At 52.8% G+C, this 24,142-nt stretch carries 20 protein-coding genes; 17 read left to right on the top strand and 3 right to left on the bottom strand.

The annotated features are described in order from the left end of the window. The 14 genes from WEB54_RS16045 to WEB54_RS15980 form a co-directional block, all read left to right on the top strand. A partial coding sequence (locus WEB54_RS16045; protein ID WP_368056704.1) for an acyl-CoA thioesterase occupies nucleotides 1-298 on the top strand: 298 nt, incomplete at its 5' end. A 90-nt stretch (nucleotides 299-388) separates the two neighbouring features. After that, nucleotides 389-1,561, top strand: a complete 1,173-nt coding sequence (locus tag WEB54_RS16040; protein ID WP_368056273.1) for an ABC transporter substrate-binding protein — start codon at nucleotides 389-391, stop codon at nucleotides 1,559-1,561. A gap of 68 nt (nucleotides 1,562-1,629) precedes the next feature. Further along, nucleotides 1,630-2,490 (top strand): branched-chain amino acid ABC transporter permease, encoded by an 861-nt coding sequence (locus tag WEB54_RS16035; protein ID WP_368056275.1) that lies wholly within the window; start codon nucleotides 1,630-1,632, stop codon nucleotides 2,488-2,490. A gap of 10 nt (nucleotides 2,491-2,500) precedes the next feature. Next, entirely contained in the window at nucleotides 2,501-3,598 is a 1,098-nt protein-coding gene (locus WEB54_RS16030; RefSeq protein ID WP_368056277.1) for a branched-chain amino acid ABC transporter permease, read from the top strand. Next, the gene (locus tag WEB54_RS16025; RefSeq protein ID WP_368056703.1) at nucleotides 3,598-4,353 is read left to right on the top strand and encodes an ABC transporter ATP-binding protein; all 756 of its coding nucleotides are present in this window, start codon (nucleotides 3,598-3,600) and stop codon (nucleotides 4,351-4,353) included. The genes WEB54_RS16030 and WEB54_RS16025 overlap by 1 nt, the downstream gene beginning before the upstream one ends. Before the next feature lie 16 nt (nucleotides 4,354-4,369). Beyond that, on the top strand, nucleotides 4,370-5,176 hold the full coding sequence (locus WEB54_RS16020) for an ABC transporter ATP-binding protein (RefSeq protein WP_368056280.1): 807 nt from the start codon (nucleotides 4,370-4,372) through the stop codon (nucleotides 5,174-5,176). Between the two features lie 35 nt (nucleotides 5,177-5,211). After that, on the top strand, nucleotides 5,212-6,117 hold the full coding sequence (locus tag WEB54_RS16015; protein ID WP_368056282.1) for a helix-turn-helix transcriptional regulator: 906 nt from the start codon (nucleotides 5,212-5,214) through the stop codon (nucleotides 6,115-6,117). A gap of 254 nt (nucleotides 6,118-6,371) precedes the next feature. Next, nucleotides 6,372-7,043 carry a GntR family transcriptional regulator gene (locus WEB54_RS16010; RefSeq protein ID WP_368056284.1) on the top strand — a complete coding sequence of 224 codons (672 nt, stop codon included), beginning with the start codon at nucleotides 6,372-6,374 and terminating at the stop codon, nucleotides 7,041-7,043. An 84-nt stretch (nucleotides 7,044-7,127) separates the two neighbouring features. After that, the gene (locus WEB54_RS16005; RefSeq protein ID WP_368056285.1) at nucleotides 7,128-8,168 is read left to right on the top strand and encodes an ABC transporter substrate-binding protein; all 1,041 of its coding nucleotides are present in this window, start codon (nucleotides 7,128-7,130) and stop codon (nucleotides 8,166-8,168) included. A 116-nt stretch (nucleotides 8,169-8,284) separates the two neighbouring features. Further along, nucleotides 8,285-9,052 carry an ABC transporter ATP-binding protein gene (locus WEB54_RS16000; protein ID WP_368056287.1) on the top strand — a complete coding sequence of 256 codons (768 nt, stop codon included), beginning with the start codon at nucleotides 8,285-8,287 and terminating at the stop codon, nucleotides 9,050-9,052. Beyond that, nucleotides 9,045-9,881: an ABC transporter permease gene (locus WEB54_RS15995; protein ID WP_368056289.1), complete on the top strand. Its 837-nt coding sequence runs from the start codon at nucleotides 9,045-9,047 to the stop codon at nucleotides 9,879-9,881. The genes WEB54_RS16000 and WEB54_RS15995 overlap by 8 nt, the downstream gene beginning before the upstream one ends. Continuing rightward, complete coding sequence (locus WEB54_RS15990) at nucleotides 9,878-11,146, top strand: FAD-dependent oxidoreductase (RefSeq protein ID WP_368056702.1); 1,269 nt, start codon at nucleotides 9,878-9,880, stop codon at nucleotides 11,144-11,146. Before WEB54_RS15995 ends, WEB54_RS15990 begins: the two co-directional genes overlap by 4 nt. Then, entirely contained in the window at nucleotides 11,143-11,961 is an 819-nt protein-coding gene (locus tag WEB54_RS15985) for a shikimate dehydrogenase (protein ID WP_368056701.1), read from the top strand. The genes WEB54_RS15990 and WEB54_RS15985 overlap by 4 nt, the downstream gene beginning before the upstream one ends. A 30-nt stretch (nucleotides 11,962-11,991) precedes the next feature. After that, nucleotides 11,992-12,444, top strand: a complete 453-nt coding sequence (locus WEB54_RS15980) for a cupin domain-containing protein (protein WP_368056295.1) — start codon at nucleotides 11,992-11,994, stop codon at nucleotides 12,442-12,444. A gap of 13 nt (nucleotides 12,445-12,457) precedes the next feature. On the opposite strand, the gene WEB54_RS15975 is transcribed toward WEB54_RS15980, so the two are convergent. After that, nucleotides 12,458-15,700, bottom strand: coding sequence for an EAL domain-containing protein (locus WEB54_RS15975; protein WP_368056700.1), 3,243 nt, complete (start codon nucleotides 15,698-15,700; stop codon nucleotides 12,458-12,460). Between the two features lie 367 nt (nucleotides 15,701-16,067). On the opposite strand from WEB54_RS15975, the gene WEB54_RS15970 reads away from it, so the two are divergent. Both WEB54_RS15970 and WEB54_RS15965 read left to right on the top strand, forming a co-directional pair. Next, a complete protein-coding gene (locus WEB54_RS15970; protein ID WP_368056299.1) occupies nucleotides 16,068-17,270 on the top strand; it encodes an EAL domain-containing protein in 1,203 nt (400 codons plus the stop codon). Continuing rightward, nucleotides 17,237-20,335, top strand: a complete 3,099-nt coding sequence (locus WEB54_RS15965) for a PAS domain S-box protein (RefSeq protein WP_368056699.1) — start codon at nucleotides 17,237-17,239, stop codon at nucleotides 20,333-20,335. The genes WEB54_RS15970 and WEB54_RS15965 overlap by 34 nt, the downstream gene beginning before the upstream one ends. Here the strand turns inward: WEB54_RS15965 and WEB54_RS15960 are convergent. Together WEB54_RS15960 and WEB54_RS15955 are read right to left on the bottom strand one after the other, a co-directional pair. Further along, entirely contained in the window at nucleotides 20,301-20,507 is a 207-nt protein-coding gene (locus tag WEB54_RS15960; RefSeq protein WP_368055063.1) for a hypothetical protein, read from the bottom strand. The genes WEB54_RS15965 and WEB54_RS15960 overlap by 35 nt on opposite strands. Further along, nucleotides 20,504-22,501, bottom strand: a complete 1,998-nt coding sequence (locus tag WEB54_RS15955) for a hypothetical protein (protein ID WP_368055065.1) — start codon at nucleotides 22,499-22,501, stop codon at nucleotides 20,504-20,506. Before WEB54_RS15955 ends, WEB54_RS15960 begins: the two co-directional genes overlap by 4 nt. A gap of 119 nt (nucleotides 22,502-22,620) precedes the next feature. Here WEB54_RS15955 and WEB54_RS15950 point away from each other — a divergent pair, with 119 nt between their 5' ends. Continuing rightward, entirely contained in the window at nucleotides 22,621-23,877 is a 1,257-nt protein-coding gene (locus WEB54_RS15950; protein WP_368055067.1) for an aminotransferase class I/II-fold pyridoxal phosphate-dependent enzyme, read from the top strand. Nucleotides 23,878-24,142: the final 265 nt, after the last annotated feature.

The following is a 24,142-nucleotide window of genomic DNA, read 5'->3' as shown; positions in this document are numbered from 1 at the left end:
AGACCAGTATATTGGTACTCCTTTTGTGCATGCGGACGTTGACTTCAAGGTACCAATGACACCGCGCGACACACTGATTATAGAGGTGACTGTTGGCCGCCTGGGTGAAAAGTCACTAGGTTTCAAGCTTTATGGTTACAGCGAGGTCAGCAAGACCGTCACCTTTTCTGGAAATTTTGTATGCTGTTTTACCGACACAAAGTCCTTTCAACCCATTAGCATCCCACCACAGATGCGTATACGCATAGAAGAGTACAAAAATAACCAACACCTTATTATGGAGGGAGCCATAGACTAACCCCTAAATCAAAAACCAAGCTGTTCTAAATTTCGAGTAATAAGAAACAAAAACTCATAAAACAATCTATAACAAGAAGTGAGGTTGACCATGAAGAACAATACCATCAAGAAGACGCTCGCCAGTGCAATTGTGACGACTACGCTAATGAGCGGAGCTGCCCTGGCAGAGTCTGAACCCGTAAAAATAGGTTTTCTGCTTCCTTACTCTGGCACCTATGCTGCTTTGGGCAACGCAATCACCAATGGTTTCAAGCTAGCACTTGAGCAAAACAATAATTTGCTCGGAGGTCGTGACATAGAATTCGTTACCATTGATTCACAGGCCGACCCTTCACGAGCGCCTCAAAACATGAGCCAACTGGTCAACTCTGATGAAGTTGATTTCGTAATCGGGCCTGTTCATTCCGGTGTCGCCATGGGCATGTTACGCGTCGCCAAGCAGACCGATGCTATCATGATCATCACTAACGCAGGGCTTAATGCAGCAACCAACGAACTCTGTGGACCGAATATCTTCCGTACGTCTTTCAGCATGTGGCAGGACGCCTATCCAATGGGCCAGGTTGCCATGGATCGGGGTTTTGAGAAAGTGGTCACCATTACCTGGGATTACTCGGCTGGTCAGGAAGATGTTGCTGCCTTTGAAGAATCTTTCACTGCAGCCGGCGGTGAAGTCATCGAAAAAATGTTTGTACCCTTTCCTAGCACTGAGTTTCAGTCTTACCTGACTCAAATTGCCAGCCTGAACCCTGATGCGGTTTACACCTTTTTCGCTGGTGGTGGTGGCGTTGCCTTTGTTCGGGACTATGCCGCTTCCGGACTGAATAAAAATATACAACTACTTGGATCCGGGTTCGTTACCGATGGCAACCTTGAAGCTCAGGGTGAGGCCGCAGAGGGTATTTTAACAACCTTACACTACTCAGAAACACTTAACACACCTGAAAACAATGCCTTTGTAGCCTCCTATACCACCAGCTTTGGGAATGGCCCGGATACGTACGCTGTTCAAGGATACGATGCAGGCATGATGTTAGTTCAGGCGCTGGCTCAAGTGAATGGCAATACGGAAGACCGCGATGCACTTATCAATGCATTGGCTTCAGTGGAACTTGACAGCCCGCGAGGCCCAATGAGTTTCTCTGCTTCACACCACCCTATACAGAACATCTACTTGCGTGAAGTACGTGACGGGAAACATGATGTGGTTGGAATTGCAGCAGAGCAGTTGCAAGTCCCCGATACCGCTTGCCGCATGTGATTCATCAACATACCTCTGTTGGATAGCATGCCTGAGGGCATGCTATTCCCAGATTTTAGGAGAGTTTGATGGACCTTACATTTTTCGCCATTCAAATGCTTAATGGCGTTCAATATGGCCTGTTGCTGTTTCTGATTGCCAGCGGCCTGACCCTGGTCTTTGGCATTATGGGCATTATAAATTTGGCTCATGGTGCCATGTACATGGTGGGCGCATATCTGGCCTTTGACCTGACAAGGCGGTTCGGCAATTTTTGGCTGGCAATCCTCTGCGCACTTCCTATCGCCATTGCACTGGGTTTGCTAATTGAACGTCTGTTCCTGGATACCTTGTATAAACGCGATCACCTCTATCAGGTATTACTGACTTTCGGTCTTATCCTGGCACTTAATGAATTGCAAATGATTATCTGGGGAGGGGATGTTCATAGCGTCCCTGTACCTGAACTGTTTTCCGGAAGCATTGCGCTTACCGACAACCTGCAGTACCCGATATACAGAATCTTTGTCAGCGCCGTTTGCCTGGCTCTGGCTGGTATCATCTACTGGGTGATCAAGCATACCCGTCTTGGCATGATCATCCGAGCCGGTGCTGTGGATCGTGATATGGTAGAAGGTTTGGGGATTAATATCCGCTCCCTGTTTACGCTGATCTTCAGTGTAGGTGTCGCTCTAACTGCATTTGCAGGCATGCTTGCGGCACCGATTACTTCTATTGCTCCCGGTATGGGAGATACCGTCCTGATTACCTGTTTTGTTGTGGTCGTTGTCGGCGGTATTGGTTCGATCAAGGGCGCATTCTGGGGAGCGTTATTAATTGGCATTGCCGACACCTTCGGGCCTGTTCTACTGCCCAGTTTGGCCAGCGTATTGATGTACCTGATTATGGCGGCGGTGCTGCTGGTCAAGCCCCGTGGACTGTTCGCCTGAGGAAGCTGTTATGTTTAAGAGCACTCTGTTGAATCCTAAAGTGCACCCTATGCCTTCGGGACCATTATTGCATCGTTATCCGCTAAAAGTATGGATCGTCATGGGCCTGCTGATACTGGTATTGCTCAGTTACCCACTGTGGGGTGAGTTCGTTTTTGATCGACGCGCCGACTTTTTTCTGGAAAAACTCACCACTATAGTGATTTTTGCTCTATTTGCTCTAAGCCTTGACTTGCTGGTGGGCATTGTCGGGCTGGTAAGCCTGGGGCACGCTTTATTCTTTGGGCTGGGCGCCTACACCTTCGCCATGACCAGCCCGGCCTTCAGCCCGGCTTCAATATGGTGGATGCTGCCTCTGGTACTGGGAGTTTCCGGCTGTTTGGCATTGATTGTCGGTTTTCTGGTTATGCGCACCAAAGGTATATTTTTTATTATGACAACGCTGGCTTTTGGCCAAATGCTGTATTTTGCTGTGCGACAATCCCGTGAAGCCGGTGGCACTGATGGCCTTTTTATCATGTTCCGTCCCGAAGTAGCCATTGGCGACTGGATGCTGATCAACCTTGATAACCCGGTCACTTTCTTTTACGCAGCCATATGCCTTTTAATATTGACGTTCGCCTTCTTACGCTGGCTAACCTTGTCTTACTTCGGTCAGGTACTTGACGGTATTCATGACAATGAAGACAGAATGAGAGCGTTGGGGTATCACACTTTACACTATAAGCTGACTGCTTATGTTTTGTCCGGAATGATAGCTGCGGTCGCTGGTATGCTCTCAGCGATGCAATATGGCTTTGCCAATCCGTCGCAAGCAGAGTGGCACCTGTCCGGTGAGGTGCTGATGATGGTTATTCTCGGCGGAATGGGCACTCTGTTCGGCCCAATTCTTGGTGCCTTTGCCTATGAACTGCTGCACTTTTCTTTCGAGCACCTGACAACCCACTGGAAGTTATTGATGGGCGTTACCATTATTGTTGCGGTATTGGTGCTGCCCAGAGGACTGGCAGGTTTATTGATCGACCCGCCCCGACTTAGTCGTTCCCGGGTAAAGCCTGCCTCCACAGAGAGTCGCAATACTGCGGATACTTCACGGGAGACATTGTGATGACCGCGAGCCCTGAAAATCCAATGCTGTCAACCCGGAATCTAACACGTCGCTTCGGTGGATTGATCGCGGTTAACGACGTGAGTATCGATGTTCATGAGCACCAGATCCACGCCATTCTCGGACCGAACGGCGCTGGCAAGAGTACATTAATCAATCTGCTATCCGGTGAACTCCCACCCAGTACTGGCAGCATCCACTTGAGGCAAATGGCCATTCATGGTAAACGGGCTCACCAAATTGCTCGTCTGGGTGTTGGCCGCAGCCACCAGAAGACCAATATATTTCCGCGTCTGACTTGCCTGCAAAACTGCGAACTGGCCGCCCGGATTAACCAGGGTGGTGTATTCAGCAGCTGGTTAAGTCCCACTCGTGCCCGAGCCGTTACAGACACAGCCGTTGAAACACTCGAGATATGCGGTCTGAAGGACCGTATACACACACTGGCCAATGATATGAGCTATGGTGAACAGCGTCAGTTGCAGATTGCCATGGTACTGGCAACCAAGCCGCGCATCATGTTACTGGATGAACCGATGGCGGGAATGGGGCGTGAGGAGTCTCACAAGGTGACCAAACTGCTGGCCACTCTGTCCAGTCAGTACACCCTGGTACTGATAGAACATGATATGGACTCAGTGTTTGCCCTGGCAGATGTGATTACCGTCATGGTTGATGGTGCAGTACTGGAAACCGGTCCCACCTCCCAGATACGCAGTAGCGAGCAAGTTCGCGACGTATACCTTGGCCGCTGAGCGCAGGAGATCCACAATGACACATGTCAGCTTAAATGACGCACCCGCTGCAACAAGCAGTAGACCGGAGGCCATAGCCAATACGGCACCTAAATCCAGATCGGCGAACCAGCCTGCGCTCATCGAAGCTCGCGGATTGCATACCTATTACGGCGAAAGCCATATATTGCATGGCGTAGATTTAACTTTGCATTCCGGTGAAACACTGAGTCTGCTGGGTCGCAACGGCATGGGCAAAACAACGACACTGAAAAGTATCCTGGGCTATGTGCCCCCCCGCAGCGGGGAAGTCCGGATGGAGGGTGTCAGTGTGATTCGCCAGAGACCCTGGCAAATCGTCCGCAAGGGCATCGGCTACGTCCCGGAAGGGAGAGGCATCTTTCGCGGAGTCAGTGTCCGCGAACATTTGATCATGGTGGCACGCCAAGGCATTGATGGGCGCTGTGAATGGACCTACGAGCGAGTACTCGATACTTTTCCAAGATTGCGTGAACGCATTGACCACGATGGTGCCCTGCTCTCAGGGGGCGAACAGCAAATGTTGTCCATCGGACGAGCCCTAATGACCAACCCCCGCATTATGATCCTGGATGAAGCGACTGAGGGTCTGGCCCCGCTGATCAGACAGGAGATTTGGCAGATCATCCGCACCATCAAGGAGACCGGGATTGCCAGCATCGTGGTTGACAAAAACATAGATAACTTACTGGACATCGCTGATCGTCACTTGTTATTGGTCAAGGGTAGCGTTGTGTTCGAAGGCACTGGCGATGAACTTAAAGCACAATCAGGTCTACTCGAAACCCACCTGGGTGTGGGATAATCACCCAAATCATGTTAATTCATCCAGAGCAACCGATGACGGATAATCAATTCTCACCCAACAGGGATGATCAACAAGCCTCGGAAGACCGCTATACCCGGGAAATTGGAGATCGGGTCCGTGCCATGCGGGCAAGACGTGGTATGGCTCGCAAACAATTGTCGGAGCAGTCTGACATTTCCGAACGCTACCTGGCACAACTGGAGACCGGAAAAGCCAACATATCGATCGTGCTTCTGCACCGACTGGCCCGCGCCATGGTGGTGCCGTTGACCGATCTGCTGCCTGATGCCGGTGATGCCACTCTGCCGCAAAAACTGCTCGATTTGCTGCACCGGCTATCCTCCGACCAGCAGGACCAGGCTTTCCAACTGCTCAGCAGCCATTTTGATTCCCAGCGTGACCGGCACGCCGGCGTCGCACTGATTGGGCTTAGGGGTGGCGGAAAAACGCATCTTGGTCAAATGCTGGCCGATGAACTAAAAATACCTTTTGTTCGCATCAGCGAAAAGGTTGAAGAAATCGGTGGCATGACCATGAGTGAGATCATGGCACTGGGAGGTCAGGCGGCCTATCGCAGGCTCGAGAGCGAAGCATTGGATACAGTAATGGATGAACATTCTTTCTGTGTCCTGGAGGCCGGGGGCAGCCTGGTATCTGAACCTGAAACCTACCAACGCTTGCTCAGCTCCTACTTTACTGTATGGCTTAAAGCCAGGCCGGAGGATCATATGAACCGCGTCATCGCTCAAGGTGACACCCGGCCTATGCAGGGTAACAGACGGGCTATGGATGACCTGAAAAAAATTCTTCTGGAGCGCGAAGCAGACTATCGTCAGGCCGACTATACAATCAATACCAGTGACCGCAATATTCATGACTGCTTCAACGAACTACTGCGCGTAGTCCGGCCACACTTCAACAAGCAGATGACTCAGTAGTCAATTCCTGGCTAGAGCGAGCCTTTCTTGTCCATAAAGTCCATGAACTGTTTCAACCCAGTTTGTCTTGTGGGCACATGACCTCCCGTACCTGTCTCAGATCCTCAAATCGACACCTAAGATACTTCAGTCGCGCAATTACCCCAACTGTTCCACTAGCGGACCTTAACGTTCCACTATTTGCCAATGACAGCCACTAAAGTCATCCATAAGATCAAAAATATTGAAGATTTTTACTTTTCTTGGGAATTGTGATGTTCGGACGCAAAGACAAAGAAGCCGAAACGGTGGTTGCGGTACTTGCAGCCGCGCTAAGACGCGACATCGCCTTTGGCGAGTTGCCGCCAGACGCCAAACTGAAAATTGAACCACTGCGCACACGGTATGGCGGCAGCGCGCACTCAATGCGCGAGGCTTTGGTACAGCTCTCGGTGGAAGGTCTGGTGGAAGCAACGGCGCAGCGCGGGTTCCGCGTTGCCTCGGCCACCCAGGCCGATCTGGAAGACATTACCCGCTTGCGAGTGGAGATCGAGTGTCTCGGCTTGCGCTGGTCTATGGATAAAGCGGATGTCGACTGGGAAGGCCGAGTGGTAGCGGCCCGACATCGGCTGTCGCGGATTGAGCAGGACATTGCCTCAAACCCATTGGAACTTGCCATGGAGTGGGAGGAGTTCAATCACCGCTTTCACACCGCGTTGATCGACGCTTGCGGCTCACCCCGATTACTGGAAATGCACGAGCGCCTCTATAACCAGAGCCGGCGCTTCAGGCTAGCAGCTCTGAACGAGGGCGTTGTGGACTTCGAAGCCAGCAAAGCCGATCACGACACGCTCATTGATGCCGTTCTGGATCACGATCCCGATAAAGCTATCAGTACCTTAAAAGCCCACATTATCGGCCGAAATGGAAGGTCGAGACATCATTAAAAGAGCAATAGCGCCAGGCCTCTGTCTGGTATGACCCGGTGACACCAATCATTTTGTGATCACCAACATCACAGGAGAAACTACATGCGTAGAACAACTACAAAAACACTAGGCTCATTGTTCGCTGCCAGTCTGGCCGCCACCACGCTGATGACTGGCCCGGCCTTTGCCGAAACCAGTGCTGAGTCCGAAACCATCCAGGTCGGCGCGTTGCGACTCGGTTCCCACGCCCCCAACTACATCGCCTATGAACGTGGCTATTTTGAAGAACAGAATCTGGATGTTGAATTCGTCTTCTTCGATGCGGCCCAGCCCATGGCCGTGGCCATTGCCTCGGGTGACGTTGATTTTGGTCTGACCGCCGTCTCGGGTGCACTGATAAACCTGGCTGACCGGGGCGCTGTGAAAGTCGTCGGCGGTGCCTTGCAGGAGGAACCGGGCGTTGATGGTCAGATGATTCTTGCCTCTAAACCAACGTATGACCGCGGGCTCACCAGCCCGGAGCAACTGGCAGGCTACAGCTACGGGATTACCCAGGCGGGCTCCTCTTTTCATTACATGGCGTCGAAAATAGCCCAGGCTTCAGGATTTGAAACCTCGGATATCACGCTGCGTCCCCTGCAGGGTGTCGGCAATATCATTGGTGCGCTGCGCACAGGTCAGATCGATGCCTGGTCGATTGTTCCCAATTTGGGCAAGCCGCTTTCCAACAGCGAGGAAATTGTGGGCATCGGCTGGGTTGCCGACTACATTCCGGACTATCAGGTAACAACGGTTTTCACGTCAGCGGAGATCGCGAGTGAACAGGGTGATCTGGTCAGGCGCTATCTGGCAGGCTTCTCGAAAGGCGTCGCGGACCACAACGCCGCTCTGGTGGATAAAACAACCGATGCAGAGGAAGTAGACGCCGTTATTCGCATTATTGCCGACTATATTGCGCCGGATCAGCCGTACGAGCGTTCGTCTGTGTCTATTCAGAACGGTGCCATGCGCATCAATGAAAATGCCAGAATGAACGTTACCAACCTACGTGACCAGCTCGAGTGGTTCCAGCAGGAAGGTTTGGTATCCACCGATATCGCCTTTGAGACAGTTTTCGACACTCAGTACGTCGATACCTACTAAGGCACCATTCGTGTCGCACGACCCCGCTTTGGCCGGGTCGTGCAGACGCTGCCTTTATCTATGATCAGCGTTTACGAAAAGCCCTTGCGATATTGCCTTACTACAGGAGCATCCGAATGGATTTGTCTCTCAATAATATTCACCACCAATACGGTGATGTGAATATCCTGTCGGACATTAATTTCGACATCAAAAGCGGTGAAATTGTCTGCATTATTGGCCCGTCAGGGTGTGGCAAGTCAACACTGCTGCGATTTCTGGGTGGTTTGGAGCGACCTACTTCAGGCGAGGTTTTACAAATTGGCTCGCCCCCGGACAGTTGCCTTAACCCTCTGACCTACATTTTTCAGGACTTTGCCCTGTTGCCCTGGCGCAGCGTGGAAGGGAATATATCGTTAGCGCTTGAAGATCACCGCATTCAACCCGACCGAGCCGCCGCCATCATCAACGATGTACTCGCACGCACCAAACTCACCGATTTTCGCAAAGCGCTGCCACGCCAGCTATCCGGCGGTATGAAGCAGCGCGTTGCCATTGCTCGCGCGCTCTGTGTCAATCCCGCTGTCTTGCTGATGGATGAACCTTTGTCAGCGCTCGACAGCCAAACCCGAGAACTGCTGATGGACGACCTCGTCGATCTGTGGACGCGGGAACAATTCACCGCCTGTTATGTGACCCACAATCTTGCTGAAGCCGTTCGACTGGGTCACAAGATCGTCGTGTTGTCCCGCCGACCGGGCACCATCCGCGAGATCGTGGAAATTGATACGCCCCTGGCAGACCGCAAAAAAGACATTGTCGCGATGGAACAGAAGCAGGAATACCTGTGGAACCTGATGCGAGATGAAGCGCTGGCCGCTGATATGGAGTTAACCGATGACTGAACCCCTGTCTCCTCATGGTACTTCGGCTCGATCAGACTCAGCCGCAGCAAAACCAGTCCCTTTCCGTGGCGGCGGTTTTCGTACGTCGCCCATTCCCTGGATATCACCCGTGGTATTCATTGGTTTAATCGCATTCTGGCACTGGGGCTCAACCAGTGGCTTTATTCCCGCGCTGGTATTGCCCTCCCCCGGAGAGTCATTACAGGCGTTCATTAACCTGTTTCAATCCGGGTTGCTCTGGCTGCACGTCAGTGCCTCGTTACAACGACTGGTGATCGGCTGGACTGCCGGGACAATACTGGGAATCAGCGTTGGGTTGTTTGTGGCCTTGTCGTCCATTGGGCGCGCTGCCATCGCTCCTCTGGTAGCGGCCATTATGCCCGTGCCTAAAATTGCCTTGCTGCCCCTGTTCATTATCTGGTTTGGTATTGGCGAGGGTTCCAAAGTGGCCACGATTCTGTTCGGCGTATTCTTCCCGACGGTGATTTCAACCTTTGGCGCTGTTGATAACGTCGACCGGACACTGATTCGCATGGGTCAGTCCTTTGGATTGAGCTGGTCTTCGATCGTTCGCAAGATTATCTTCCCGGGCGCCCTGCCGGCGATTTTGTCCGGCTTCAGAATTTCCGCGTCCATTGCCATCATTCTGCTGGTTGCCGCTGAGATGATTGGTGCCCAATACGGTATTGGTGCCTACGTCTTGCTCGCAGGCAGCCTGATGGCCACCGACCAACTGATCGCTGGCGTTGCCATTCTGTCGGCACTCGGGCTCACCGTCTCCTACCTGATCGGCCGCGCCGAACGTTACTTTTTGGGGTGGCGCACATGAGTCATCTCGAAACAACCTACTATGACGTGGTCGTCTGTGGCGGCGGTGCCGGTGGTGTGGGTGCCGCCATCGGTGCGGCGAAGGCCGGAGCTAAAGTGTGCCTGGTCGAGAAATACGGATTCCTCGGTGGCGCGGCAACCACGTCCCAGGTGTTGGCCTACTGTGGTTTGTACCAACAGGGCAAAGACCCTGTTCAGGCGGTAGCCGGCGTTGCGGAAGAGCTGTTGACAGAGCTGAGAGCACTCGGGCTCGGCGCAGACCCTCATTGTTCTGAGACAACCGGTAACTGGATTGTGATGCTTGATACCGAGCTGCTTAAACTGGCGTTGGATCGGTTGCTGCGCAAATACCAGGTCGACACTCATCTCCATACCCGGTGCGCCGCCGTCTCCCGCACTGGCAAGGATATCGAAGCGGTCACTCTGGCGGGCATGGAAGGTCGCAGCCGGGTTGTTGCCGATGCCTTTGTCGATGCCTCCGGTGATGCGAATCTGGCCATGCTGACCGGTGTCGACTATCAAATCGGCAATCGCGAACACAAGCTGCAGGCGCTGACCATGCCGCTTCGTATTGGCGGCGTTGACCCTTCTATCAAGATAGACCGGGCCAACCTGCAAAAGGCGATTGGTGATTACAATGTAAACGGCCAATACCCCATTGCCCGAACCGACGGCGGCATCCTGATCCGGCTGCCACTGTCCCGGGATCTATGGTGGATGCTGGTCGACTTGCCTCTGGATGACCTGACCTCGCGCAGTTTTACCACGGCCGAGATGAACGGCCGGGAAATGGCGCATGCCTACCTCGCTATGCTCAAACAACTGCCGGGTTGCGAACAGGCTTATCTGGTCAGCACCGGGCCTCAGGTTGGCGTGCGCGAAACCCGGCATCCGGAAAGTCGCTACACCATTACCCGTGACGATATTCTACAAGGGGCTGAGCGGGACGACTCAGTCGCAAGGGCTGCCTGGCCCATCGAACTGCACGCCGAAGCCGGCAAACCGGTTTATCATTCCATTGGCGGGCGCGGCTTCGCACAGGTACCCTACGATTCACTGCGCGCCAAAGGCGTCGACAACCTCTGGTATGCTGGCCGGGTCATTGGAGCTGATGATCAGGCTTACGGCTCTGTGCGTGTTATGGGAACAGCTTTTGCCACAGGCCAGGCTGCCGGCGTCGCTGCAGCTGATTTTGCCGATCGTCATCACGTCAGTGATGTATCGTCCGTGCAGCGACAACTGCTGGCTCAGGGAGCGATGTTATGACGCAGGATGCCAACTCAGTTCAGTTGAATGGCAATACCCTGATTGTTCCGATGTTAGGAGACCCCATCGGACAAGTGAAAGCCCCCTCCGGCTTAACCCCGGTTTTGCAGCACCGCGGTCTCAATGCGCTCGTCGTGCCCTGGCATGTTAAGGCCAACGATCTCGAAAGCACGCTGACCGCTTTATTATCCGCACAGAATGTCCCGGGTGTCGTGCTGACCCTGCCCCACAAGCTGGACGCCTACCCACTCTGTGACCAGACCAGTGCCAGAGCCCACATTATTGGCGCCGTGAATGTACTGCGTAAGAACACGTCGGGTGGTTGGTATGGAGACCACACCGACGGCATTGGCTATTTGAACGGCCTGCGCTTGCGTGGCTTTAACGTCGCTGATTCCCGGGCCCTGGTCATCGGTGCGGGAGGTTCAGGGTCAGCCATCGCCTGGGAGCTGCTGGAACAGGGAGCGCAACAGGTTGGTATTTATGATGTGGATACCGCCCGGGCCGAAACGCTTGTTGGTCGATTAGGCAGCCTCTTTTCCGGTAAAGTTAAGCTGAGCGATAATCAACCAGAGGGCTATGACTTGCTGGCCAACGCGTCCCCGGCTGGTATGAAACCAAGTGACCCTTATCCGGTCTTCCTGGAAGGTATTTCACCGGGTCAGTTCGTGGCAGACGCCATCACAGAGCCCGCCGCCACACTGTTTCTTGAGTATGGTATTCGCCTGGGTTGCCGCACCATGAACGGTGCTGATATGTTCAATGGCCAGGTAGACGCACTGGCAGACATCCTTTTCCCGGAAACTGTCGCCTAATACGATGACAACCATCAGGAATCCTGACTCATGCTGATTACTGCAGAACAGATTGCCAACCTGCCACAAGAGCGGAAAACGCATTTCATGAACCCACAGGCCGTTCGTCTTGATCAATCTCTGGGTGATGCGACAGGCCTAAAGAATCTGGGTGTGCATCGGATCAGCATCGAGCCTGGCCATTATTCAACCGAGCCTCACACACATCACTATGAAGAAGAGTGTTTGCTAATCCAGCAAGGTACCGGTGAAGCGTTATTGGGTGACGCTCGCTCCCCGGTTGGGCCTGGCGACTTTCTAGCCTACCCGACTCACGGCCCCGCACACTCGTTATATAACTCTGGCACCGAGCCACTGGTATGCCTGGTCGTCGGTCAGCGACTGCCGTTCGACATTACCGACTACCCCAACCAGGGAAAACGCTTTTTCCGGCATGATGGCAATAAGAGCCTGGTTGATCAGAGTGACATCAGAAAGTTGTGATCAAGCCTGGCGGCTATTCCTTTCCATCAAACCCATTCCACGACTGTATAAAATCAAGAGTCGATTCCAGATTACCCGGTCGACAAATGTGATAGCCCTGTAGGGAGTTACAGCCCCAGGCTCTGAGCTTTTCAAGCTGCTCCTCAGTTTCAACGCCTTCGGCTACAACGCCCAATCCCAGATGATGTGCCATATCGATAATGGCGTGCGCCATACCGGCATCAAGTTCACTGTGGTTGATGTCGGCAACGAAGCTCTTGTCGATCTTCACACTGGTGACCGGCAGATGCCTGATAAAACTCAGGCTGGAGTAACCGGTACCGAAATCGTCAATAGACAGTCGAAACCCTGCTTTTTTCAGGGTAGCCAACGTCTGGACCATGGTGCCATGTTCATCCATCAGCGTACGTTCTGTCAGTTCAAGAACCAAGGATTCAGGCTTCAAATTGTGCTGGTTCAGAATGCCGGTCAGGCGGGAAATAAAATCAGATCGATGAAAATGCAGCGGTGCGATGTTCACACCAACACGCACCGTGTCATTAAATCGAAGTTTCGAAGCATCCCTACACGCTCTGTCAAGCACCCACTCACTGAGAGGAATGATTTGACCGGTTTCTTCCGCCAACGGAATGAATTCGTCGGGCGGAACGCGACCATGAATAGGATGATTCCAACGCAACAGAGCCTCGAAGCCATTAATATTACCGTTGTTCAGAATTACAGGCTGATAGTGCAATTCAAATTCGTTATTTTTCAATGCTTTCTGTAGGTCATTCCTCAGCGTAACCTGCGAACGAACATCCTTTCTGAATGTTTCACTGTACCATTGGGCATTGTTCTTGCCTTTACGCTTGGCATCATACATCGCCATATCTGCTTGCTGAACCAGCGCGAGTGGATCGTCCAGCTCACTTGGGCCTGTTACACAGGCAATGCCAATACTGGCTGACACAGAAATATCCAACTCGGCGATCCCATAAGGTTCTGACAGCGATGTCAGTATCCGGTCGATCAATTGCTGGGTTGAAAGCTGCTCCACAACCCCCTGAATCAGCACAACAAATTCATCACCCCCAAAGCGTACAACCAGATCATCGGGTCTGAACTGGCTCTTCAGTCGGGTGGCAACATCCATCAATACCCGATCGCCTATGGCGTGTCCAAGGCCATCATTGATCGGTTTAAATCCATCGAGATCAATAAACAGCAAACAGATTGGCGCTGATTCTGAATTTGTATTCCGGAACCACTGCTTTAATCGGTTTTCGAGCATGGCTCGGTTCGGCAACCCGGTTAACGCATCGTGTTGCGATACGTACATCAAAGTCTCACGATCCTGATGACGTTCGATTGCCATTGCAATCAGCGGGATGATTTCATCGATGGACTCAAAGTCATGCTTATCCAGTTCCCGGTCATCTGATCCCCGGCCATCCTGTGACCGATACAACTCAAGCGCACCCAGTATTTGGCCATTCGCCGTTTGCACCAGCATCGCCTGGCACTGGGCGTAACCGGCGCCCCTAATAACATCACCGCCTGTACCATCCATACTCTGTGAGTTGCGGGCCAACAATTCCGAGCCAGAGAAACCCTGACTGGAGAGGCGAGCGATGACTTCTGCAGCAGGTACCATACTGCGAGCAATCGCTTTTCTTAAACCATTATCAAGCTCACTGCTGGCAAGGTAATAGAACAACGCAGCTTTCTCATCCAATTGCCACAAACAGCTGTGATAGCCAGATAGAGTCTTATCCAGCAAATCGCACACCGCTTTGACGGTAAAAGGCAGAGGCTCATGATTCACAATCATTTCCTGAATTCGGCGCATTGACTTCTGGCGCGTCGCATTTGCGGTCATACTGGCAACACGACTATAATTGATGCCCGCCAGTTCGATGGACATGGCTATAATCACACTCAGCACCATCCCGAAAAATACCATCAAGATCAGAAAGTTCGGCAGAAATGCCTCTTCAACAGGGTCACTGTGAATACTTTTCAGCGTTAACTCCGAGCCACCCATCAGAGTCATAACCTCTTCGCTGATCAGGTCTAAATGCATGTCTACATGATGATTGGGCAGGTGATAGATATCTACGTCGTTAAGCAATACTTGCACTGCAAAGGGTGAGGTATCCAGATGTAAATTATGATCCATCAAATCATCAAAACGACCCACAGCGACCAGTCTACCGTTGCCATCAGAGATATTGACAGTCAGGATAATACGCACCAGCCCAGACTGCGGTTCGGTGATCAATGCACCCGAACCCTCGGTGAAGCCTTCGAACACACCCAGTTCACGATCAAGCCAACCTTGCCAGTCGACTCTGTTTCCTTCCCGTTCTGCCAGTACCTTGGAAATCACTCCTTTCCTTCCTTGCAGGGCGACGACATCAAAGCTCGGCATGTCTTCCAGAAACAACTCAGACACTCTCGCGAGGCGATTCACTGAGTCCGGATCTGTATCGAGCAGTCCGGCGGCCCATCCGCGACCAAAGCGGGATAGCATCTGTTGATGGTCTTTCACCACGTGCTCAATACCATGCTGCAGGTTTTCGAGGGTATTTTGGCTTGCCGCCCTAATAGACTGATGGTATTGCAGGTTAAGGAAGTACCAGGTCAAACACGTAAGGATTAAGGTGGTCATCGCATAATAGAGTGCCGCCCGGGAAAGCCTGTGGAACGACTGCTTGCCCAGCATCGGTATTATTATCAGGCATGGGCTGACAAGTAGCATATAGGCAGATGAAAGCGTCGTGCCCGATGCATTGTTGCCCAGCATGAAACTGACAGGAAACCACCAATGCCCAATCACCAGCAGCAAGGCTACAGGAAACCATACCAGTGCGGTTAGTCGCCACACCCATAGGCCCAGGGCGGAACGAAAGCCAATGACCAGACAAAGCCCGGTTGACAGGTTGAATATGGCGAGAGATGGATACAGAAGCAGCATTAAAGGCAAGTTTGGCAGCCACCCCACAGCATGCGCAAGTGAACTGCAGGATAGAACAACCTGGAGTATGCCAACGGCGTGCCCAAGCCCATCTCGATGCCTCATCATCAAGATCAGACCCAACCCCAGCAACCAGGCGGACACCAATGCGCCAAAGCGTAGAAAGCTGTCAACAATCGAAAAAAGTGCCAATACAGGAATCAGACCAATCAGAATGACCCCAAATACCAGAATGGCATTGAGAACAAGCTGAATGTATGTAGACAGTAACAGTCCTCGATTGAACGTCAGTTGCATAGGTATCCTTACTACTAATAACTATAGGATGTTACAAAATGTTATGCCCTACGGTCAGTCAAAGTGATCTGATGGTCCAGTGGGTGACATACGCCAAGCTAATTAGACCTCAATCTAACTGACGCTGCCTCCTGTTGCCAAGTTTTTCTGCTATGGATCAGCGCCCTACAGAAGCCCACAGAAAGATCGCCCGCTGAGGTGAGAGCGGCAACATGGCACACCCCAGAAGAGGGCAATCAAAACCCCTTGATCCCTCTTGTAATCAGGTGCGTGATGACCTTAAATTGGGGGCTTATCAGGCAAATCTGTGCTGCCACTTTGAATGGCACTGTCACACCGTGCCACCAGCAGTTAGGACAACCCCATAATGGAAGTAACCAGCAACATCAAGCGCTTGCTAGTACTGGACGATGAACTGGATGTAGCAACAACGATGTGCATGATGGCCCAGGGTATCTCGTTCGAAACCGACCATACAGACAATGTGGATCAGTTTCTTGATATGGTAGACAGCTGGAGGCCCACCCATCTCATAGTAGACCTGCAGTTACCAGACAGGGACGGAGTTGAGGTTCTCAACACCCTCGCCAAATCAAACTGTCCGGCCGCTGTGATCATCGTATCAGGGCTCGGAGGGCGGATACTGGATTCAGCCGCCCGAGCCGCCTCAGAAAATGGCCTTCTGGTGTCAGGAATATTATCCAAACCCTTTACCCGAAAAGCGCTTCGCCAACTACTGTTAGCTGAACCAACAGTGCCCAGCCCGAAATTGTCTCAGAGCCAGGGAACGTACCTCCATTCAGTTACCGAGGAGCAACTGGCAAAAGCCCTGGACGAACACCTATTCACAGCCCATTTCCAGCCCAAAATAGCCTGTTCGGGGAATGAGCTGACAGGGTTTGAGTGCCTGGCACGATGGACACTACCTGATGGCAGCATGGTACCGCCCGATGTTTTTATTCGACTGGCTGAAAAAACGGGTCAGATACATGCGCTTAGTCGGCAAATTTACCACTATGCACTTACCAATTTTCCACAATATGCGAAGAGTCAACAGGTAAAAATTGCTCTTAACTTGTCTCCAATAAACCTGAAAGACGAAAATTTTCCGCGTTGGCTTGTGAATAAGTGCCAAGAATTTGACGTTGAACCGTCTCAGGTGATACTGGAGGTGACCGAAACAGCCAGCATGGACAATCCTCTGGCGCTTTTGGAAAATCTGACTCAATTTCGCATCAAGGGGTTTCATCTGTCGATCGACGACTTTGGGGTTGGCTATTCGTCACTGGTCCAGTTGGCTCGGCTGCCTTTTTCGGAAATGAAGATTGATCAAATGTTTATAAAGAACCTTGCCATCTCAGAAGAGTCCCAAAAGATCGTTATTGCGATTGTCAACCTGGGGCAATCCCTGGGGCTCAATGTAACCGCCGAAGGTGTTGAGGATGCCTGGGCACTGGACTTCTTGTATGAGATTGGCTGTGACGAAGCACAAGGCTATTACATAGCGAAACCCATGAACAGTCATGCAGTAGCCACATGGAAAAGCAACTTGCCTGGAACGTCAGCATGAAGAGGTTAAGTGACGAAGCACGCCTTCGATTGTTCGAAGCGGCTGCCGGAAAAATTCTTATATTGGACCCACACAATTTTGATATTGTCTCAGTCAGTGGCGCTTACCTGCAAGCCACCAAAACGCTGGAACAGGATATTATCGGAAAAAACCTGTTTGATGTCTTTCCCGACATACCGGGAGACCCACTAGCCGATGGAACAAGTAATCTGCTCGGCTCACTGAAGAGAGTCAAGTCCCTTAAAATTCCTGATGTGATGGGCGTGCAACGTTACCCAATACCACTGCCAGACGGTCAGTTTGAAGAACGGTACTGGAGTCCGGTAAACACTCCCGTTCTTGATAGCTCAGGAAACATCGAATACATCATTCACCGGGTAGAAGATGTCACTGCATACACCAGAACCCGGAAAGACCTCACACAAGCAGAGCAGCTACTTCATTTGGCTAGAGAGAAAGTTAAATTGGGCGGCTGGCGTGTCGAGCTGAATCCCGAAACAATAATCTGGACATCGGGAACCGCCTTAATACACGAAACTCCAGCCGGTTACTCGCCACCCTCACTTGATGAAGCCATTTCATTCTACAGCCCTGAATACAGAGACTCTATCAGGGCAGCCTTGAATAACTGCGTATTAACCGGCACAGATTTTGATGTGACCTGCCAATTGATAACCGCCAACAAAAAGCGATTGTGGGCACGTGTCATCGGTGTTGCGGAGCGTGATGACGGGGGTAATACCGTAGCGATACAGGGCGCTTTTCAGGACATAACACAATTAAGAGTCGCCGAGGAAAGAGCAGACATGGCGTACCAGCAACGCCTTGATGTCCTTGAAAGCATCAGCGATGCATTCTTTACGCTCAACAAGCGTTGGGAGTTCACCTACCTCAATCAGCAGGCAGAAGTGGTACTGGAGAGATCCCGTCAGACACTACTTGGGACAAATGTTTGGCACGAATTCCCGGAAGCGGTAGACAGTATTTTCCAACATCAATATCAGTACGCGATGGAGCATCAGAAAACCGTTTGGTTTGACACCTTCTATCCACCATTGAACAAGTGGTTAACCATCACGGCCTATCCGATACCTGATGGCCTGGCCATATACTTTCGGGATGTAAGTGGTGATCGGGAGCGGCAGGCACAACTTCGCATGATAGAGGCTGCGCTGGAGCGCCAGAATGACATGGTGATTATCACCAAGGCCGCACCTCTGGAAAGCCCCGATGGCCCCATTATTGTCTATGTTAACGATGCCTTCGAGAAAACGACTGGCTACTCACGCCATGAGGCTATTGGCAGAACACCACGGTTCTTGCAGGGCGCTGATACGGATGCCCGTCAACTCAACCAAATTAGCCAGGCATTGCTTGACCGCAAGCCTGTGCGCGTAGAACTGATCAACTACACAAAAGCCGGGAAACCTTATTGGTCAGAGATTGATATCGCCCCTCTGGTCGATAATACGGGGAATTGTACCCATTTTGTTTCCGTTCAAAGAAACATCAACGAACGCAAGCAACAGGAAGCCGACATTCGACTCAATCAGGAACGGTTTCGGCTGATATCCCAAGCAACCAATGATGTCATCTGGGATTGGGATTTCGAATCCAACGAAGTCTGGTGGAACGATTCCATGTACGAATTATTCCATTACACGCATGATGAACTCGAACCCGGCCCGGAGTCCTGGACCCGACGCATACACCCGAGCGATCTGGAGCGGGTTGAAAAGAGCATTCATGAGGTTATAAACGGCACCAAAGAACACTGGCGGGAAGAGTATCGATTTGTAAAGGGTGATGGGAAGGTTGCGACCGTAATTGACCGCGGGTTTGTCATTCGAACGCCTTCCGGGAAACCCTGGCGTATGGTTGGCAGTATGCTCGATATCACTGACCGGATGGACTTGGAAAAGAGACTCAGAGAATCTCAGAAACTTGAAGCAATAGGTCATCTTACCGGTGGTGTCGCCCACGATTTTAATAATCTACTAACGGTTATAATGGGTAATTCAGAAGAACTCGCTGACAGGATAACCGATGTAAAACTGAAAGAGATGGCTGAAATGACGGTCTCTGCCGCTGCTCGTGGCGCCGAATTAACCAATAGACTGCTGGCATTCGCCCGGCGTCAGCCACTGATACCCAAGCCGACGAATATCAATCAGAAAATACAGGCAATGGGCGACCTGATCCGCCGAACGCTGCCGGAGAACATTGAATTTCAGTTTATAGGCGCCCCTGATTTGGCTATAACAGAGCTGGATGATAATCAATTGGACACGGCCCTGCTCAACCTCGTCGTGAATGCCCGAGACGCCATGCCAGGGGGTGGAAAACTCATTATTGAAACGTTTAATATTCAGCTCGATGAAGAATATGCATCCTATCATCACGACGTAGTACCCGGTGATTATGTCTTGATTTGTGTGACCGATACGGGCGTTGGAATGGACAGCGACACCGTTAATCGTGCCATTGATCCTTTTTTTACAACCAAAGGGATCGGTAAGGGAAGCGGGCTCGGTCTCAGCATGGTTTTTGGGTTCACCAAACAGACTCGCGGACACATAAAGCTCTATTCCGAACCCGGTGAAGGTACCGCAGTAAAGCTGTACTTTCCCAGATCCGATGTCTCACTGGCAACTGATGAAACGCCTTACACAAACCCACAATTACAAGGGGGAAGTGAGTACATACTGGTTGCTGAAGATGATGACTTGGTCCGTGAGCACATCAAAGAGCAGTTACAATCGCTTGGATACCGCGTAACCAGTGTCAATTCAGGGCCTGCAGCCCTAACAGCGTTACACCGTCATCCAGATATAGACCTGCTGCTGACAGACATCATCATGCCAGGCGGCTTAAATGGGCGTGAACTCGCAGATCAGGCGCTGAGCCAGTACCCTTCGTTGAAAGTGCTCTATACCTCTGGCTATACCGAAAACGCCATCGTGCATCAAGGGCGACTGGATCCGGGGGTTGAGCTGCTAAGCAAACCCTACCGGCGAGGTGAACTTGCGTTTAAAGTCCGGAAAGTATTGGATACGGAGAATTGATATACAAAAGAAACCTCAAAACCTCCAAGCTCAATTGCTGCTCGACTTTGCGACCCAACTCGGCCCAATACTCAAGTTGCTCTATAGGCTTCCGATGCTGGGTAGTGCCAGCAATCAACGCCAAATGCATCAAATCCTCATCTATGCGGTAGGGTGATTTGAAAGCCCTCATTCCCAGGCGGATTTGCGTAACAACGCCTTCGCCTCCTCACAAAAATGAAAAGCGGATAGAAAGTCGTTAATCCCATAGTTCGGGTTCAGCCGATACAGGCGCGAGACATGAACCTGCGCTTCGCGCACCTGCCCGCCCGCCTGCAAACAGTAGGCTGCGATAGCGACGATATGGATGTGCGCATTGGGGCGCGCTGCGGCCCTGGACGCCCAGTCCCCGGCTTCGGCATACTGATGCAGACGCAGGTGGGAAAGTGCCCGCGCCGCATAGGAAGCGAACAGAAGTGGATCGAAAGGACTGAGCGCCAGAGACTGGTCAACCGATCGGATGGCCTCCAACGGGTCTCCCGACTGAGACCGGACAAAACCGAGGGTGTAATGGCCGAGGGAGAAATTCGGGCTGAGCTCGATCGTGCGTTCCAATTCACCCACGGCCTGGCCCAGCTCCCCGCGCAGCCAGAGTGCCCGCCCCATGGCCCAGTGTGCAGCGGGAGACCGGTCGTCCGTGGCCAGACTTTCACCGGCGGTGTCGAGCGCTAGCTCGATTTCACGTGCCCGGTCGGACGGCCGATGCAAAAAAGCGTTCTGGAAGTGGGTGAATGACATGCCCGCATGTGCCCGGGCAAAGGTCGGATCCAATCGCCGGGCGAGGCTAAAAAAATGCTGGGCGTTTTCATTCCCGGCCTGATTAAACTGGTACATGTGCCAGAGGCCACGGTGATAGGCCTCCCAGGCATCCAGGGAGGTGACGGGCTTAAGCAGCGCCCGACTCGTCTCGACGAGTTCGATCTCGCTGTCGACCGAAGCAACGATGCCGTCTCCGATCTCCTGTAGCACCAGCAAAGTATCGTCGCTACGTCGCTGATAGGTTTCCGACCAGATAATTCGGCCAGCCGCGGTTTCCGTGGCCTCGACCTCGACGCGCAACCGCCCGGCCCGGCGTTCCAGCGCACCACTGATGACATAATCCGCGCGCAGCAGGCGCCCCGCCTCATCTGGCCCGATGTCGCGATCACGCAGCGTGAATACCGTGCCACGCGCGATGACGAACAGGTTTCTGAGCTTGGCGAGACGGGTGATGATGTCGTGTGTCAACGCATCGGCCAGGCCACCGTCCCCCTGGGCCTGCTGCGGCTCGGTAAAAGGCATGATCACGACGCAGGCGCGACGCCCGGTACCCGTAGGAGCCAGGGCCTGGACTGCGACGGTGTCGACCACGAAGGCATCCGACGGCGTCCGGAGCCGACCTCGGGCACCTTGCCAGGCCTGCTTCAGTGCCATGACATCCAAACCCTCGGCTTCAAACCGACGGACCGAGTTTGCCAAATGTTCTTCGCCCTCCCGGAGCCTGCCCTCCCGGGATAGGATGTCGAACAGCAGTCGATGCGGCCGGAGGTCAAACGGCGCCAGTTCAAGCCATTGTTCTACCTCGGTCCGGTATTGTTCCGGGTCGTCCGTCTGCAAGGTAACAAGACGTTCGAGAATGGCGGTTTGCGCCTGACGAAAGGTGCGTCGGGTAGCCGTTAACCAGCCCACAAACGGCAAGCGGGCATCCAGATCCACCCCCTCCAGAAAATCTCCCCGAAAACACCGGTTCAGCCCGGAAAGCCGGGTACAGTCGAGGTGCGCCACGCCGGATTTGACCGCCTGAAGCACCTCGACCGCATCAACAGCACATTCCGGGCTGATCCAGACGGTATCGCTTTCGGTCAGTAACCGGAACCGGGCATCCTCGGTGAATCGGCGAATCTTACTCAGGCACCAGCGCAACTCCGCGCGGGGATCGTTTGGGGCATCCCACAACAGGTCACACAGCTGGGCGCGGTGAACCGGGTGTCGGGCATAAGCCAGGTAGGCAAACAGAGCTCGGACTTTGCGGGAGGTAGGGAGGTCCAGGCTAGTCCCGTCCTGCACCAGAGTCAGGGAACCCAGGAGCCGGACTTGAAAGTCCGATGGCTTAATGGGGGGGGCTCGATTCACTTGGTTAGTAAGCATTTCAACGCTCGCTCCCACGTTGAATCTTCGTTGACTCTTTATAGTCGAAAATCTCGCGACCATTACCCCGAGATGAATCATTGTCCTGCCTTACCCCTTATTCGGAAAGGAGAACCAGCATGGAACAAATAGCCATTACCCGGGAAGACCGGAAACCTACTGCTACTGATCTTGGCCTGCTGAAAGCCAAACAGCAAGCCATGACGGTACTATCACAACGAAGCCGCTTTGCGGCAGCAGAATTCACCACGGTGGAGGACTTTTTCCTTCGGTCGAGCTACGGGGAAGCGCGGGGAGCTGAGGGGGCGTGTGACTTCACCTTCGGTAACCCTCACGAAATGCCACTTGCCGGTCTTGTGGATGCCCTCGCCCGAAACCTCCAACCACAGAACCCTGATTGGTTTGCCTACAAAATCAGTGAGCCCGAGCCGCGGGCCTTTATTGCCGAGTCACTCTCCCGCGAGCTTGCGCTTAATTTTGAACCCGAGGATATCGCGCTGACGCAAGGCGCCTTCGCTGCCATTGCGCTCGCCTTTCGCCTGGTGCTCGATGCCGGCGACGAGGTGATCATCCCGGTCCCCGGCTGGTTCTGCTACGCGCCTATGCTGCGGGCCGCAGATCTTGTTCCGGTCAAAGTCGGCCTGAGCGAACCCGACTTCGACCTTGACCTGGAAGCGATCGCAGCGGCCATAACGCCGAACACCCGCATGGTCGTCGTCAACAGCCCGCACAACCCCACCGGCCGGGTGTACTCACGAGCGCAGCTGCAGGCGCTCGCCAATCTGCTCGATGCCGCGTCTGACCGCATTGGCGCGCGTATCTGGCTGCTCTCAGACGAACCCTACCGACGCCTCCGATTCGACAACGTGCCCTTTGTGAGCCCCGCCGAGCTCTATCCGTGGACGCTGATCGACTACAGCTACGGCAAGGTGCTGCTTGCCCCCGGGCAGCGGCTCGGGTATCTGGCGATCTCACCGCTGCTCCCCATAGAGCAACGTCAAGAACTGCAAAGTGCGACCTTCTCCGTCCAGATGTCGATGGGCTGGACCTTTCCAAACGCAATCATGCAGTACTCGGTGGCCGCCCTGGAGACTGTTTCGATCGATCTTGAAGCCCTCGCCGCGAAGCGAGATCGAATGCTCCACTCGCTCGAGCAGTGGGGTTATAAAATGGTTCATCCGGAAGGGACTTTCTACCTGTGGGGAGAGGCACCGGGAGGTGACGCGGTGCGTTTTGCAGAAACCCTGGCCGTACAGTCCGTGTTCGTAATGCCCGGCACCCTCTTCGAGCGACCACGCCACTTTCGGATCAGCCTTACCGCCAGCGCCGAAATGATCGAGCGGGCATTACCGGTATTTCGGGACGCCGCAAAGTGACGCTGCATCCTGGCAGTAGAAAATACGACAGGGCGAAATGATTTTCCGCTGAACATTGATGCTGGATGTCTGGATGGTTCCGTTGCTTAATTGAACTTGATGCGTCGAGCAGTCCCTACTGCTTTCGGGATGCGACCGCATTTACAGTAGACCCTATTGATTCGACGCATCAGACAAAGCAACTCTGATAATGCATTCATACACAGCTTACTAAGTAAAGATTAGGAACAAACAGTCAATTTTTCACCCCTCATTAAATAGTTTT

The sequence above is a fragment of the Saccharospirillum sp. genome (assembly GCF_040881935.1).
GTDB lineage: Bacteria > Pseudomonadota > Gammaproteobacteria > Pseudomonadales > Natronospirillaceae > Saccharospirillum.
Note: the sequence above shows the minus strand (reverse complement) of the source record. Positions and strands in the feature narration are given on the sequence as shown.